Source organism: Nocardia sp. NPDC003999, assembly GCF_053604885.1.
Map to the genome: position 1 here is coordinate 1 of NZ_JBSGIB010000037.1, position 15,602 is coordinate 15,602.

Sequence of the window (15,602 nt, forward strand, 5' to 3'; positions counted from 1 at the left end):
CATTCCGAACCCGGAAGCTAAGCCTGCCAGCGCCGATGGTACTGCACTCGACAGGGTGTGGGAGAGTAGGACACCGCCGGAACATCCTTTCACGATAGGGGACCCAGACTCTGGGTCCCCTATCGTCGTTTGAGCACCTGATGGAGCTTCGGCGAAGCCGCCGTGCCCGCGCCCCACCGTTGGTACGTGATTGAATCTGTGGGCAATATCGACTTTTCGAAACAGAAAGGGAGCACCGTGCCGGAACAAAACGACGATCGGAAGCCCTTCCGGCGCGGCGCTCCCGATTCCGGGTCCGGCCGGCGAGGCGACAGCCAGGACGCGGGCCGCCGCAGTGGGGGATCCAACCGTCGAGGTGACTCCGGGGAACGCGGCGGCTACGGCCGCCGCGGTGATTCGGGCGGTTACGGTGCACGAGAGGGTTCGTCCGACCGGGGCGGGTTCCAGCGCCGAGACAATTCCGGCGGGTCCGATCGTCGCGGGGACAGCGGAGGTTACGACAAGCGCGGCGGCGAGCGCGGCGGATTCGGACGCAGGGACTCCGGCGACCGGCCTGGTGACACCGGTGGTTTTCGTCGCGGTGGTGACGCGCCGCCCAGGCGCGGGAGTTTCCAGCGCCGGGACGAGCCCACGGGCCGTGGCGCCGCCGGTCGAGGCGGTCCGGGCGACCGCGGTGGCTCCAAGCGGTACGAGGATTCCGGTGAGCGCGGTGGCTTCAAGCGCCGGAGTGATTCCGAAGAGCGGCGCGATGAATCGCGGGGTGGCTTCCGCCCTGGCGGTGATTCGGGTAGTCGCGGCGGGTTCCGTCGTGGTGATTCCCCGCGCGGTGGATCCGACCGTCGCCGTGACGATTTCGGCGATCGAGGTGATGCCCGCCGCGGCGAAACGGGCGAGCGGGGTGCGTTCAAGCGGCGTGGCGACTTCGAGGATCGCGGCGACGCCGGACGGCGTGGTGAGTCCGGTTTCCAGCGCCGTGACGACGATCGCCGTCGCCAGGGACCGGACCGGGAAGGTCGGCGCGACGTGGGCCGCGAGGCATCGGCACCGCGTGGTGAGGCGCCGCAGGAACGCCGCCGGGGCGGCGAAGGCGCTCGTGTCGGCGGAGGCCGTTCGCTCGACCGCCGCCCGCCGCGGCCGGAAGAACCCGATCTGCCGGAAGAGGTGCAAGCGACCGATCTCGACCCCGCCGTGCGGCGGGATCTGCTCAGCTTGGACAAAGGCAATGCGGAGACGGTCGCCCGGCACCTGGTGATGGCGGTGCGGCTGCTCGATGACGATCCCGGGCTCGCTCTCGCGCATGCCAGGGCTGCACGGCAGCGTGCCGGGCGGATCGCGGTCGTGCGCGAGACCGCGGGAGTGGTGGCCTACCACGCCGGTGAATGGGCGGAGGCCTTGTCGGAGTTGCGTACCGCGCGCCGGATGTCCGGTGGCTCGGGACTGCTCGCGGTCATGGCCGACTGCGAGCGCGGCCTGGGGCGTCCCGAGCGCGCGATCGAGCTCGGTCGCAGTGACGAGGCGCGCGCCCTGCGCGGAGACGATGCCGCCGAACTGCGCATCGTCGTGGCAGGCGCGCGCATGGACCTGGGCCAGTACGACCAGGCCGTCGTGACCCTCCAGACCTCTGATCTGGACCCGTCTCGGACGGGCTCGGCCGCGGCCCGCCTCTTCTACGCCTACGCCGACGCCTTGGTCGCCGCCGGCCGAACCGACGAGGGCCTTACCTGGTTCCTGAACGCCGCCTCCGCAGATTTGGACGCGGAGACGGACGCCGAAGAACGCGCCGCCGAACTCACGGGCGACACCGACATCTGAACCTGCGATCGCAGCCACGGAGGCGGGCTACCCTCGGCGGCGCGTCATGGCGGAGTTGCCGAGCATACAGGCCCACCTCGTGGATTACGGGCAACCGGAGACGCTGCGGTGTCCGGAAGGTGTGTTGCCCATGCTGTGCCGGTCCCGCGAGGTCATCGCCGCGATTCGGCCCCGGGGAGATGGGTTGGTCTCCGCGGTCTGTCGTGGCGGATCGGGTGCGGCGCGGTCTCGATCGGAGAAACCGGCAGGCTCATCTCGTGGATTACGGGCAACCCGAGGCGCTGTGGTGTCCGGAAGGTGTGTTGCCCATGCTGTGCCGGTCCCGCGAGGTCATCGCCGGGACTCGGCCCGGTCGAAGCGGATCGTGGGCCGTCCGAATGCGCCCTCTGTCGGACGCGGCGACCGTTCCTGCGGCGAGTCCGGCGATGAGCAGCGCGGATGCCCCCTTCTTCGACTTTTCCCGGCTGCCTCTGGTCGCCGGGCCGCGACGACCCGCTCCCCCTGCCGCGCTCGTCACCGGAAGAACACTGCGCATGCGGACCTCAATCGTTCGGGGTGTGCAGCCTGTCGGCATCGCGCTGAGGCGATTTCGACTGCATGACCTCACCCCGTGTCCGGGTCGCTCCCGGTGATACCGAGTCCGGAGCGAATTGCCCGGTGGACGCGGGCGTACCGAGGACGTGGCCGCTGGTCGGAATCCGCCGTCGGGGTATGTGATCCGACGCTGCGGGAGTGGCTGACGCCACGTCTTTCCGGTCCGCTCGCTGGCGTAGTGTCGGTGTCTCGGACTCGGCGGACGGCGGGTCCGGCGGTGATGCGTCGGCACGGCGCCGATCGGTGACACGGAGTGAGAGTGGTGTGAAGCGACTACGAGAGCGCTACCGAGCCCTGCTGCTGGATCTGGACGGCACGTTGTATCGCGGTCACGCGGTGATCGAAGGGGCGCCGGAAGCGCTGGCGGCGGACGGGCAGGCGGACCAGCGGCTGGTGTACGTCACCAACAACGCCAGCCGCGGACCGCAGGTGGTGGCCGCGCATCTGTCCGAACTCGGGTTTCCCGCATCCACCGACGACGTGGTGACCAGCGCCCAGGCAGCGGCGCGGCTGTTGGCCGAGCGGCTCGACCCGGGTGCGCACGTGCTGGTGGTCGGCACCGACGACCTGGCCGCCGAGGTGGACGGCGTCGGACTTCGGCCGATCCGGCGCTTCGACGGGGACGCGCCCGCCGCTGTGGTGCAAGGACATTCACCCCACACTTCTTGGCCGGACCTCGCCGAAGCCGCCTACGCCCTGCGCGCGGACGCACTGTGGATCGCGGCCAACACCGACCGGACCCTGCCGAACGAACGCGGCCTCGCGCCCGGTAACGGCGCGATGGTCGCGGCGTTGCGCGCCGCCTCCGATCGGGAGCCGATCGTGGCGGGCAAACCGTATGCGCCGCTGCTGGAGGACGCGCTCGTCCGGGCCGGTTCCCGCTCCGCTCTGGTGGTGGGCGACCGTCTCGACACCGATATCGAGGGCGCCAACCGTGTCGGTCTGGACTCGTTGCTTGTGCTCACCGGTGTCAGCACGCTGGACGAACTCCGGAAAGCCCCGGACGGGCAGATCCCGACATATGTCGCCGACTCGCTCGACGCCCTCAACCACGCGGTCGTTGCCGCCGAGCCGGAAGCCGATCTCGGTGAGATGCTTCAGCGCAACCCGGGGCGAGCTGTGACGGTCCGCGCGTCCGATTCGGAAATCCGATAGCGTTGACGCCACGATGACTACTCCAACGCCTCGTCCGCACGGCCCCGGTACGGGCGCCGGTGCACCGGGTCCCCGCCCAGGGGCCCCACTGCCCGGTCAGCACCTGCCGGGTGCGCAAGGGCGCCCGGAGCCTGCCGATCCGGATCGAATCCGCGGCGAGGTCGACAGCCTGCTCGCCGAACTCGACTTCCCCGGCCGAAGCGGAGTCGCGACCGACAGCGCCGAAGCCGGAGTCGACATCACCCGTCGCGCTCGCATCCTGGAGCAGGCACATGACGTGCTGGTACAGGCCTTGGCCACGGTGGACAAGATCTGAGGTGGCCAGGCGCGCGCGGGTGGACGCGGAACTGGTTCGCCGCGGGTTGGCGAGATCGCGAGAACACGCGGTCGAGCTGATCGGCGCGGGCCGCGTCCTGATAGCTGGAACGGTCGCGGTGAAGCCGGCGACCGCCGTCGAGACGGGCACCCCGCTGGTGGTCCGCGACGAGCCCGACGAGGTGTCGTGGGCCTCGCGCGGTGCGCACAAACTGCTCGGGGCGCTGGAGCGGTTCGAGCAGGACGGGTTGTCCGTAGCGGGTAAGCGCTGTCTGGACGCGGGCGCCTCGACCGGCGGTTTCACCGACGTGCTGCTGGCACGGGAGGCGCGGGAGGTCCTCGCGGTCGACGTCGGCTACGGCCAGCTGGTCTGGCGCCTGCGCAACGACGAGCGGGTCCGGGTGTTCGATCGGACCAACGTGCGCAACCTGACGCCCGAAACCATCGGCGGCACGGTCGAAATGGTGGTGGGCGACCTGTCGTTCATCTCGCTGAGCCTGGTGCTGCCCGCGCTGGCCGCGTGCGCCGCGCCGGGCGCCGACCTGCTGCCCATGGTGAAACCGCAATTCGAAGCCGGCAAGGAGCGGGTCGGTTCGGGCGGCGTGGTGCGTGATCCCGCGTTGCGCGCCGAGGCGGTGCGCACGGTGGCGGCCGCGGCCGCGGAACTGGGCATGCGTACCGCCGGTGTCGTGGCGAGCCCGCTGCCGGGCCCGTCCGGCAATGTCGAATACTTCTTGTGGTTGCGTACCGACGGGCCGTTCGAATACGACGGTGAGCAGGTCGCCGCGCTGGTCGAGCGTGCGGTTGAGGAGGGTCCACAGTGAACGCGCTGGCCGAGCCCTGCGGCCGGGAGATCTTGCTGGTGTCGCATCCCGGTCGCGCGGAGATCATCGAAACCGCCCACCGGGTGGCGAAGATCTTCGCCGACGCGGGCATCTGCCTGCGTGTACTCGCCGACGAAGCGGACAGCACGCGGTTCGAGTCCGAGCCGGGCGGTTTTCCGGTGCGCGTGGTCGAGCACAGCGCTGAGGCGGCGGTCGGCTGCGAGATGGTGCTCGTGCTCGGCGGCGACGGTACGTTCCTGCGTGCCGCCGAGTTGGCGCGCCCGGCCGGGGTGCCGGTGCTCGGGATCAATCTCGGCCGCATCGGCTTTCTCACCGAGGCCGAGGCCGAGCACTTGGACGAGGCGCTCGCGCAGGTGGTCCGACGTGATTACACGATCGAGCACCGGATGACCATCGACGTCACCGTGCGGATCGAGGACGAGGTCGTCGACAGCGGATGGGCGCTGAACGAGGCGAGCATCGAGAACGCTTCGCGCATGGGGGTTCTGGAAGTGGTGCTGGAAGTCGACGGGCGCCCGGTCTCGTCGTTCGGCTGTGACGGCATCCTCATCTCCACACCGACCGGATCGACCGCCTACGCCTTCTCCGCGGGCGGCCCGGTGGTGTGGCCGGAACTGGAAGCGTTGCTGGTGATTCCGAGCAATGCCCATGCCCTGTTCGCGCGACCGCTGGTGACCAGCCCGGATTCCCGGATCGCGGTCGAGTCCGTGGCGACCGGACACGATGCGATAGTTTTCCTGGACGGCAGGCGCACGCTCGCACTGCCCAGCGGTGGACGGGTCGAAGCGGTTCGCGGCGCTCGACCGGTGCGCTGGGTGCGGCTGGACTCCGCACCGTTCGCCGACCGGATGGTGCGCAAGTTCCAATTGCCCGTGACAGGCTGGCGTGGCCGACGGCGAACGGAGAGCACAAGTGCTGACAGAGATCAGGATTGACGGGCTTGGCGTCATTTCCACGGCGACCGCGCAGTTCCACGCGGGACTGACCTGCCTGACCGGCGAGACCGGCGCGGGCAAGACGATGGTGGTGACCAGCCTGCATCTGCTCAGCGGTGCGCGCGCGGACGCGGGCCGGGTCCGGCTCGGCGCGTCCCGTGCCGTGGTCGAGGGCCGGTTCACCATCGACGACGTCAACGACGCCGCCCGCGCGGAGGTCGCGCAGGTACTGGAGGCGGCCGCGGCCGAGCAGGACGACGACGGCAGCGTCATCGCGATCCGCACAGTCGGCAGCGACGGACGCTCGCGTGCGCATCTCGGTGGCCGCGGCGTCCCAGCCTCGGTGCTGGCCGATTTCACCGCCCCCCTGCTGACCGTGCACGGTCAGAACGATCAGCTGCGTTTGCAGCGCCCCGACCAGCAGTTGTCGGCGCTGGACCAGTTCGCGGGCGACGCGGTGGGTACGCTGCTGCGGAAATACCAGGTGCTGCGCCGATCGTGGCTCGACGCCCGCACCGAACTGCTCGAACGGACGGCTCGCAGCCGGGAACTGGCCCTCGAGGCCGAGCGACTCGAGCACTCGTTGAACGAAATCGACGCCATCGCGCCGGAACCCGGCGAGGACGTGCGCATCGTCGACGAGGTGCGCAGGCTCAGCGATCTGGACTCGCTGCGGGAGGCGGCGGCCACCGCGCACGGCGCGCTGGCCGGGCCCGCCGACGCGCCCGAGGACGGTTCCGGCGCGCTGGAGGCGCTCGGCGCCGCGCGTGCCCGCATCGAAGCCGCCGACGATCCGGCGCTGGTCGCGCTCGCGCCGCGCCTGGCCGACGCCATCGCCGTGGTGGTCGACGTGACCACCGAGCTGAGCGGGTATCTCTCGGACCTGCCTTCGGACCCGGGTGCGCTGGATTCGCTGCTCACCCGCCAGGCGGAATTGAAGACACTGACCCGGAAGTACGCGCCGGACATCGATGGCGTACTGGCTTGGGCGCAGGAGGCGCGCACCCGGCTCGGCTCGCTGGACGTTTCCGAGGAGGCGCTGGCCAAGCTGGCCGCCGAGGTGGACACCGCCGCGGAACGGGTGCGGGAGGCGGCGAAGAAGCTGAGCGCCGCGCGGACCAAGGCGGCGGGCAAGCTCGCGACCGCGGTGAGTGCCGAGCTGGGTGGTCTCGCCATGGGCAAGGCGCGTCTGGAGGTCGAGGTGCGGCCGATGCTCGCGGGCGCGCAGGACTCGGCGCCGCTCACTGTCGACGGCAAGGAATTGCACGCGGGGTCCACAGGCGTCGATGAGGCCGAGTTCCGGCTGGCCGCGCATTCGGGCGCGCAGTCGTTGCCGTTGAGCAAGAGCGCGTCCGGCGGTGAGCTGTCCCGGGTGATGCTGGCGCTGGAGGTGGTGCTCGCTGGGTCCGAGCATGGAGCGACGATGGTGTTCGACGAGGTCGACGCGGGCGTCGGCGGGCGAGCCGCGGTGGAGATCGGCCGCAGGCTGGCCCGGCTGGCGCGTACCCACCAGGTGATCGTGGTGACCCATCTGCCGCAGGTGGCGGCGTTCGCCGACACCCACCTGGTGGTCGACAAATCCGACGACGGCAAGGGCACTGTCAACAGTGGCGTCCGTGCGCTCACCAACGACGAGCGGGTGGTGGAACTGGCGCGCATGCTGGCCGGTCTCGACGACACCGAGACCGGCCGGGCACACGCGGAGGAACTGCTGGCGACGGCGCGCGCCGAGAAAGCGGGCACCGAGGTGGCCACGCGCTGAGCGCGCGGGTCAGCGCACCGCTTTCTGCGCGCCCTTGATGAACTGGCCGATCAGGTTCTTCAAACCGAACTCGAGCACCTTGGCCGGCACCGGAAGCGACGGATCGGACTCCATCGTGTAGGAGACGAGAGTGCCGTTGTCGGCGTCGGCGAAGGTGACGATGCCGACGTGCCGCTTCACCGGCGCGCCCTTGACGATCTTGTACTCCATTCGCTCACCTGGCACGAGCTTGGTGATCTCCTCCGTGACACCGACCGGGCCGAGGCCGATCAGGTGCTGCGCGCCGACGCCCTCCCGCTCGGTCAGGCCGGGTTTGACCAGCTTGACCTGCACCGGAACGTAGGGGCTTATGCTCTCGCGGTCGGCGAAGAGCCGGTACACGACCTCACGCGGGGCGGCGATGACGGCGTCGACGGTGGTGCTGGCCATGAATTCTCCTCTTCCAGTTACGTGTGACGGGCAGCATATAGGTACAGCGGGCGCGGCTCGGCGATCGTGTCGTCCGCATCACAATCGGCGGCGAGCCGTTCGGGTGGCCGGTGTTCCGCGCCGCTGCCGCCGGGGCGCGAAGTGTCCGAGTCGATGCGCTGTGACGACGGGCGTCGAGCGCATAACCGGTCAGATCTACTGGTGATGTCCGTGAAATGTCTAGTCACGGATGCGGATCTCGGTTGCCGGACCCGAGGGTGGCCCCGGAGCGATGGGTAGTCCGCTGCGGTCAAAAGGTTGTGTATCAAGGATTTTCGCGTCTGGTGCAGATGTCGAGCGAATCCTTGTCTGTAATGTCTGTTTAGTAATCTACTATTGAAGTCAGTAAGTGAACGGCGGGTGAATTCCGCTGAACATGGGAAGCGCCGAGGCAAAGGGGCCATCATGCGCAGTGTTCCTACGGTGACGATCGCGACGGGGGAACCGGGTCGTCGCGGCTCGGCGACCGGAGGTGGCCGGGAAAGGCCGAAGAAGGGCGCATTCGCCCTGCTCGTCGCCGGCCTCGCCGCCGGAACGGTCGCCGCGGCGGGCGGCGCTGCCGCGGAGTCCTTGTCGCGCTCCGACCACTCAGGGCGTTCGGGTTCGCACGGCGACTCGACGGGGTGGCACAAGATCGATCCGTTCGGATACCGACACTCCGACCCGAATCCGCTGCGACAGAACGAGCATCAGCATGCCCTGCGTGAGTATCACCGGCAGAACATGCCGCGACCCGACGAAAGTGGCGCGAGCGACGGCGCTGGCGAAACGGCCTGGTCTCGCACCCAACGCCCGGACGGCAGTGGCTGGACTGTGTGCCGTCCGCAGGCGAAGTGGTGCTGACCGGTGATCGAGGCGCGAACTCCGCCGCAGCGATGGGCGCGGTGAGTCCTCGCGTGCTGGCGAAGTCGCTCCGCATCAGATCGCTTCCGGTGATGAGTAGCGAGCTATTCGCTATGTACTGGAATCGCACTGTGCCGCGCCGTCAGTGTGACTCGAAGCGGGATTCGCAACTCGATTGCTGACTGGGTCGATTGGTGGGGGGTTGCCTGATGGTAGACCTTCGGCAGTTTGTGGATAATTCGCTGCCTTACTACACAAATGCAGGGATTATTTCGTGAATCGAGTGACGGCGGTGTTGTCGGCGAAATGGGATTGCCAGTACATAGCGTGATATCGAATGGGGATGTGTGAGACGGCGCGCCTCCACCAATGGTTGAGGGTTTGCGGTCATCATCGCTGCATGAAGATGCCGGCGCTGTTGTCGAGAAACACCGAAACGCTTCCTGGTCTGATCGGGACGGCCCGGGTGGATCGCGACACCCGGCGGCTGCTCGGCCGGGTCGGGCCGGGCGACATCGTCGTCCTCGACGAGATGGACCTCGATCGGATGACCGCCGACCGGCTGGTCGAGGCACGCGTCGGCGCGGTGATCAATACCTCGCCGTCCATCTCCGGCCGTTACCCCAACCTGGGCCCCGAGGCACTCGTGTCCCATGGGATCCTGCTGCTGGACACGGTGAGTTCGGATGCGTTCAAGCGGATCAAAGACGGTGTCAAGGTCCGCGTCGACGGTGGCGTGGTCTACGCCGATCGGCTGATCAAGAAGGAACCCGAGGTGCTCGTCGAGGGCATCGAGCTCACCGGGCCTGCCATCGCGGAGCGGATGATCGAGGCGCGCAACGGTCTGGCCGATCACCTCGAGGCCTTCGCGGGCAACACCATCGAGTTCATCCGGACCGAGAGCGCGCTGCTCATCGACGGGTTCGGCGTCCCGGAACTGGATCTGGTGATGAAGCAACGGCACGTGGTGGTCGTCGCCGACGGACCGGACCACGCGGAGGATCTGCAACGGCTCAAGCCGTTCATCAAGGAATACGCCCCCATCCTGATCGGGGTGGGGCGCGGCGCGGACACTCTGCGCAGGCGTGGATACCGGCCCGACGTCATCGTGGGCGATCCGGAGGAGATCACCACCGCGACGATGAAGTGCGGCGCCGAGGTGATCCTGCCCGCCGACACCGATGGCCACGCCAAGGGCCTCGAACGCATCCAGGACCTCGGCATCGGCGCGACGACCTTCCCGTCTTCCGGTTCGCCCGCCGATCTTGCGCTGCTGCTGGCCGAGCATCACGAAGCCGCGCTGATCGTCACCGCGGGAGCGCCCGCCTCGCTCGACGACTTCTTCGACCGGGGCCGCCGCGACAGCAATCCGGCCACCTTCCTGACTCGGCTCAAGGTGGGCACGAAGCTGATGGACGCCAAGGCGGTGGCCACCTTGTACCGCAACCGCGTGTCCGGAGTCGCCGTCGCGCTGGTGGTGCTCGCCGCGCTGGTCGCGGTGATCGTCGTGTTGCTGGCGTCCAACAGCGGCGGCGACGTCCTGGACTGGGGTGTGGACAACTGGAACCGCTTCGCGCGGTGGGCGCAGGGGCAAGTCGGAGCTCGAGAATTCTGAGGAGAACGATGATTTCGATGCGCCAGCACGCCATCTCGATCGTCGCGATCTTTCTCGCGCTCGCGATCGGTGTGGTGCTCGGATCCCAGACGCTCGCGGCGGATCTGCTGTCGGGCTTGCGGGCGGACAAGGCCGACCTGCGGCAGCAGGTCGATGCACTGACCGAGCGGAACCGCCTGCTCGACGAGCAGACCACGGCCGCCGACCGGTTCATCGCCGGTTCGTCGGGCCGCATTCTCGGCGGTGCGCTGGCCGACCGCAGTGTCGTCGTGTTCACGACCCCGGACGCCGATCCAGGGGACGTCGACGCGGTGACCAGAGCGCTCGCGGCCGCGGGCGCGGGCGTCACGGGACGGATCGCGCTCACCGAGGCGTTCGCCGACGGCAGCGAAGGCGATCGGATGCGCACGGCCGTCACGAACGTCATCCCGGCCGGGGCGCAGCTGCGTACCGGCGCGGTGGACCAGGGCAGCATGGCCGGTGATCTGCTCGGCCTGGTACTGCTGCTCGATCCGGCCAACGGGCAAACCCGGAGCACCCCGGAGGAACTCGGGCTGGTTCTGGAGACCCTGCGCGGCGGCGGCTTCCTCGCCTACGGTGACACGCCGGTGCGACCCGCGCAGCTCGCGGTCGTGATCACCGGCGATGGCGCCGCCGCGGCCCGGGACGGCGTCGGCTCGAATACCGCGCGCTTCGCGGGCGCTCTGCGCGGCCGGGGCGCGGGAGTGGTGCTCGCCGGTCGCGCGGGCGCCGCCGACGGGCAGGGGCCGATCGCCGTGGTCCGCTCCGACGCGGCGCTCGCGGCGCAGGTGAGCACTGTCGACAATGTCGAGCGGGAACTCGGCCGGGTCACCACCGCGCTCGCGCTCACCGAACAGCTCAACGGGGGCGCCGGACGCTACGGCACCGGCGCCGAGGCCGCCTCGCTCACCCTGGCCGTCGTGCCTGGCTGACCAGCCGGAAGACTGTCGTCGGGCAACTGGAGGATGCGCGCGCCGGGCCCGGATCGATCGCTATCACGGGCGTCGCGGCACCCGCTTCCTCCGCACGTCGGCGACCGCGACGAGACGCGCCCCACAGTCCGGCCGCGCGGGCTCTGATCGATGTCCCGCGATCGGCGGGCAAACGCGCGTGGCATTCGAACGGACGGGCGGATTCGTGTTACCGTGAAGACCCGTGGGTCAAACACGGATTCAGGCGCGAACGGACACGAAGCACATCTTCGTCAGCGGTGGTGTCGCCTCCTCATTGGGTAAAGGTCTTACCGCCTCCAGCCTCGGTCAGCTGCTGACGGCGCGTGGGCTGCGCGTCACGATGCAGAAACTCGACCCGTATCTGAACGTCGATCCCGGCACGATGAACCCCTTCCAGCACGGCGAGGTGTTCGTGACGGAGGACGGCGCGGAGACCGACCTGGACGTCGGCCACTACGAGCGCTTCCTCGATCGGGACCTGTCCCGCGACGCGAACGTGACCACCGGGCAAATCTATTCGTCGGTCATCGCCAAGGAGCGCCGCGGCGAGTATCTCGGCGACACGGTGCAGGTGATCCCGCACATCACCGACGAGATCAAGAGCCGGATCCTCGCGATGCGCGGCCCGGATCTGCAGGGCCAGACGCCGGACGTGGTGATCACCGAGATCGGCGGCACCGTCGGCGACATCGAGTCGCAGCCGTTCCTGGAGGCCGCCCGCCAGATCCGCCACGACGTCGGCCGGGACAACGTCTTCTTCCTGCACGTCTCGCTGGTGCCCTACCTGGCGCCCTCCGGGGAGCTGAAGACCAAGCCGACCCAGCACTCGGTGGCGGCGCTGCGCAATATCGGCATCCAGCCCGACGCGCTGATCCTGCGCTGCGACCGTGAGGTCCCGCAAGGGCTGAAGAGCAAGATCGCGCTGATGTGCGACGTCGAGGTCGACGCCTGCATCTCCACGCCGGACGCGCGGTCGATCTACGACATCCCGCGGGTGCTGCACCGGGAGGGCCTGGACGCCTACGTGGTGCGCAGGCTGGGCCTGCCGTTCCGCGACGTGGACTGGACGGTGTGGGGCGACCTGCTCGACCGGGTGCACGCGCCGCGCGAGACGGTCGAGGTCGCGCTGGTCGGTAAGTACGTCGATCTGCCCGACGCGTACCTCTCGGTCACCGAGGCGCTGCGCGCGGGCGGGTTCGCCTCGCGGGCCAAGGTGAACATCCGCTGGGTGCCCTCCGACGAGTGCGAGACTCCCGCGGGCGCGCAGCACGCGCTGCGCGACGTGGACGCCGTGCTGATTCCCGGCGGCTTCGGCATCCGCGGCATCGAGGGCAAGGTCGGCGCGATCCACTACGCGCGTACCCGCGGCATTCCACTGCTCGGCTTGTGTCTCGGATTGCAGTGCGTCGTGATCGAGGCGGCGCGCACGGTGGGGCTGGCGGAGGCCAACTCGGCCGAATTCGAACCGGACACGCCGCACCCCGTCATCTCCACCATGGCCGACCAGGAGCAGGCCGTGGCAGGTGAGGCCGACCTCGGCGGCACCATGCGGCTCGGCGCCTACCCGGCGACCCTGGAGAAGGGCTCGGTCGTCGCCCAGGCCTACGGCAGCGAGCACGTCTCCGAGCGTCATCGCCACCGTTACGAGGTGAACAACGCCTATCGCGACAAGGTCGCCGAGAGCGGCTTGAAGTTCAGCGGCACCTCGCCGGACGGGCACCTGGTCGAGTTCGTCGAGCTGCCCGCCGACGTGCATCCGTTCTTCGTCGCCACGCAGGCGCACCCTGAATTGAAGAGCCGGCCGACCCGCCCGCATCCGCTGTTCGCGGCGCTCATCTCGGCGGCGCTGAAATACAAAGCGGCCGAACGACTTCCGGTGGACATTCCGGGCGAAGAACTGGCGGGTGCGGCGGAACAGGCGTAGTGGCATGACCAACGGGGGCGCTGCCGAGCCGGGCAGCCACGACTTCGAGATCGAATCCAGCAGAACCGTCTACAGCGGCGCGATCCTCGCGTTGCGGCTCGACCAGGTGCGGATGCCGGGTGGCCGGGTCGTCGAGCGCGAGGTGATCGAGCACCACGGCGCCGTCGCGGTCGCCGCGATCGACGACGACGGCAACGTGGTGCTGATCAACCAGTACCGCCATCCGATCGGCAGGCGGCTGCTCGAACTGCCCGCCGGGTTGCTCGACGTGCCCGGGGAGGACCCGCTGCTCGCGGCGCGTCGTGAGCTGGCCGAGGAGACCGGGCTGGCGGCCCGGGAATGGGCGGTCCTGGTGGACGTGGCGCTTTCGCCCGGGTTCACCGACGAAGGGTTGCGGATCTACCTGGCTCGCGGGTTGTACGAAACCGATCGTCCGGAGCCGGAATTCGAGGAGGCGGACCTGGAAGTGGTCCGCATGCCGGTCGACGCGGCGGTCCGCGCGGCGTTGAGCGGGGAGATCGTCAACGCCACCGCGGTCGCCGGCGTGCTCGCCCTGGCGGCCGCGCGGGCGGACGGCATCGAACCGCGGCCGCCGGACGCGCCATGGGACGGGCAGCCGACGAATTTCCTCCGCCGCAAGGCGGCCCAGAAGTCCGAAGACTGACCGGAGGTGCTCGGTCGCGAGCTCGACACCTATCTCGACCACCTCACCGTCGAGCGCGGCGTCGCGCGCAACACCCTGAACGCCTACCGGCGTGATCTCGGTCGGTATCTGGACTTCCTGACCGGGCGCGGCATCGGCTCGCTCGACCGGGTCGACGAGTCCGACGTCGCGGAGTTCACCATGGCGCTGCGCTCGGGCGGTCCCGGGCACCCGCCGCTGGCGGCGAGTTCGGTGGCCCGCGCGCTGATCGCGGTGCGCGGCTGGCATCGCTTCGCCGCCGCGGAGGGTTTGACCGACACCGATGTGGCGCACGCGGTGAAGCCGCCCGCGCCGGGGCGCAGGTTGCCCAAGGCGCTGCCCTACGACCAGGTGCTGAAACTGCTGGAGGCGGCGGGCGGCGGCCAAGGCGATCCCGCTGCGGGCGTAGACGGCGGACCACGCGGCCTGCGTGACCGCGCGCTGCTGGAATTGCTGTATTCCACCGGCGCCAGGATCTCGGAAACGGTCGGGCTGGACGTCGATGATCTCGACATCGAGGAACGGGCGGTCGTCCTGCGCGGCAAGGGCGGGAAACAGCGTCTTGTGCCGATCGGGCGGCCCGCGCTCGCCGCCGTGGACGCGTATCTGGTGCGGGGAAGGCCCGTGCTCGCCGCACGCGGAAAAGCCAACGCGGGAGCCCTGTTCCTGAATGTACGCGGCGCCCGGCTGTCCCGGCAGAGTGCCTGGCAGGTCCTGCACACCGCCGCCGAACGCGCGGGCATCGCGGCGGCGGTGTCACCGCACACCCTGCGCCATTCCTTCGCCACCCATCTGCTCGACGGCGGCGCCGATGTGCGGGTGGTGCAGGAATTGCTGGGCCACGCCTCGGTGACCACGACCCAGATCTACACCTTGGTGACGGTCAACACCCTGCGCGAGGTCTGGGCCACCGCGCATCCCCGCGCCCGGTAATCCGTTGCACGCGTCGGGAACTTCGCGTGCGCGATGTGACGGAACAAAGTGGACTGTAGTCCGGTTGTGCTGGTTCGCCGGGTGAGCGCGGTGCTGTCACCGACGGCTCGGTTCCCGACCACAACGCGAGGTGAATTGCATGGCAAAGTCTTTCATCGTCCACGAGTTCGATGTCGAGGCGATTCCGTTGCCCGGCGGCGGCTCCTTCCGCCTGTTGGAGGACAGCGAGAACTCCGAAGGGCTCTTCGGCGCCAATCGGCTGACCCTGGCCGCGGGTGCGGACGGCACCCGGCCGCACCATCACACGAAGTCGACCGAGATCTTCTATGTGCTGGGCGGCACAATGGATTTTCTCGTCGACGGCGCCAGAACCGCGGTGAGCGAAGGTGGTCTGGTGGTGGTTCCGCCGGGCACGGTGCACGCCTTCGGGGCCACCGCCGAAGGGCCCGCCGAGTTTCTGGCTGTGCTCACACCCGGTATCGTCCGCTTCGAGTACTTCCGGCAACTCGGCCGGATCGCGCGCGGGGAGGCGGACTGGGACAGCATGAACGAGTTGCACGACCGGTTCGACGTTCATTTCGATGGCGGACCGCAGTGGCGCTGACCAGCGCGGCACGAACACGCCGCGCGCAGGCGCGGCACTCGAGTGCCGTCAAGCGGTAGCGTCTATCGAGAGCTGGACCGCACGAAAGCGAGGTCGGCACCGATCGGCCTCGCTACGCTCGGCGAGGCAACCGGCAAGGAC

At 69.3% G+C, this 15,602-nt stretch carries 12 protein-coding genes, 1 rRNA gene and 1 pseudogene; 13 read left to right on the plus strand and 1 reads right to left on the minus strand.

Going from position 1 to position 15,602, the window contains the following annotated elements; all coding sequences use genetic code 11:
* From rrf to recN, 7 genes and pseudogenes are all read left to right on the plus strand, one after another.
* Nucleotides 1–82 (plus strand): 5S ribosomal RNA (gene rrf / locus ACWESM_RS35715); the annotation flags it as partial.
* Between the two features lie 665 nt (nucleotides 83–747).
* Nucleotides 748–1,812 (plus strand): annotated as a pseudogene (locus ACWESM_RS35720) (tetratricopeptide repeat protein); the annotation flags it as partial.
* 858 nt (nucleotides 1,813–2,670) lie between these two features.
* The gene (locus tag ACWESM_RS35725; RefSeq protein ID WP_355080717.1) at nucleotides 2,671–3,561 is read left to right on the plus strand and encodes an HAD-IIA family hydrolase; all 891 of its coding nucleotides are present in this window, start codon (nucleotides 2,671–2,673) and stop codon (nucleotides 3,559–3,561) included.
* Nucleotides 3,562–3,574: 13 nt separating this feature from the next.
* Nucleotides 3,575–3,877 (plus strand): hypothetical protein, encoded by a 303-nt coding sequence (locus tag ACWESM_RS35730; protein WP_355080718.1) that lies wholly within the window; start codon nucleotides 3,575–3,577, stop codon nucleotides 3,875–3,877.
* A 1-nt stretch (nucleotide 3,878) separates the two neighbouring features.
* The gene (locus ACWESM_RS35735) at nucleotides 3,879–4,700 is read left to right on the plus strand and encodes a TlyA family RNA methyltransferase (RefSeq protein ID WP_452495618.1); all 822 of its coding nucleotides are present in this window, start codon (nucleotides 3,879–3,881) and stop codon (nucleotides 4,698–4,700) included.
* Nucleotides 4,697–5,656 (plus strand): NAD kinase, encoded by a 960-nt coding sequence (locus tag ACWESM_RS35740; protein ID WP_355080722.1) that lies wholly within the window; start codon nucleotides 4,697–4,699, stop codon nucleotides 5,654–5,656. The genes ACWESM_RS35735 and ACWESM_RS35740 overlap by 4 nt, the downstream gene beginning before the upstream one ends.
* A complete protein-coding gene (gene recN / locus ACWESM_RS35745; protein ID WP_452495620.1) occupies nucleotides 5,634–7,418 on the plus strand; it encodes a DNA repair protein RecN in 1,785 nt (594 codons plus the stop codon). Before ACWESM_RS35740 ends, recN begins: the two co-directional genes overlap by 23 nt.
* 9 nt (nucleotides 7,419–7,427) lie before the next feature.
* Here the strand turns inward: recN and ACWESM_RS35750 are convergent, their stop codons facing one another.
* The gene (locus tag ACWESM_RS35750; protein WP_397281720.1) at nucleotides 7,428–7,847 is read right to left on the minus strand and encodes an SRPBCC family protein; all 420 of its coding nucleotides are present in this window, start codon (nucleotides 7,845–7,847) and stop codon (nucleotides 7,428–7,430) included.
* 1,282 nt (nucleotides 7,848–9,129) lie between these two features.
* On the opposite strand from ACWESM_RS35750, the gene steA reads away from it, so the two are divergent.
* From steA to ACWESM_RS35780, 6 genes are all read left to right on the plus strand, one after another.
* The gene (gene steA, locus ACWESM_RS35755) at nucleotides 9,130–10,344 is read left to right on the plus strand and encodes a putative cytokinetic ring protein SteA (RefSeq protein ID WP_355080727.1); all 1,215 of its coding nucleotides are present in this window, start codon (nucleotides 9,130–9,132) and stop codon (nucleotides 10,342–10,344) included.
* Nucleotides 10,345–10,352: 8 nt separating this feature from the next.
* On the plus strand, nucleotides 10,353–11,297 hold the full coding sequence (locus ACWESM_RS35760) for a copper transporter (protein WP_397281715.1): 945 nt from the start codon (nucleotides 10,353–10,355) through the stop codon (nucleotides 11,295–11,297).
* A 223-nt stretch (nucleotides 11,298–11,520) separates the two neighbouring features.
* On the plus strand, nucleotides 11,521–13,242 hold the full coding sequence (locus tag ACWESM_RS35765) for a CTP synthase (RefSeq protein WP_355080731.1): 1,722 nt from the start codon (nucleotides 11,521–11,523) through the stop codon (nucleotides 13,240–13,242).
* Between the two features lie 4 nt (nucleotides 13,243–13,246).
* Nucleotides 13,247–13,906, plus strand: a complete 660-nt coding sequence (locus ACWESM_RS35770; protein WP_364438610.1) for an NUDIX hydrolase — start codon at nucleotides 13,247–13,249, stop codon at nucleotides 13,904–13,906.
* A 6-nt stretch (nucleotides 13,907–13,912) separates the two neighbouring features.
* A complete protein-coding gene (xerD, locus tag ACWESM_RS35775; protein ID WP_364438607.1) occupies nucleotides 13,913–14,857 on the plus strand; it encodes a site-specific tyrosine recombinase XerD in 945 nt (314 codons plus the stop codon).
* Between the two features lie 139 nt (nucleotides 14,858–14,996).
* Nucleotides 14,997–15,461: a cupin domain-containing protein gene (locus ACWESM_RS35780; RefSeq protein WP_452495624.1), complete on the plus strand. Its 465-nt coding sequence runs from the start codon at nucleotides 14,997–14,999 to the stop codon at nucleotides 15,459–15,461.
* Nucleotides 15,462–15,602: the final 141 nt, after the last annotated feature.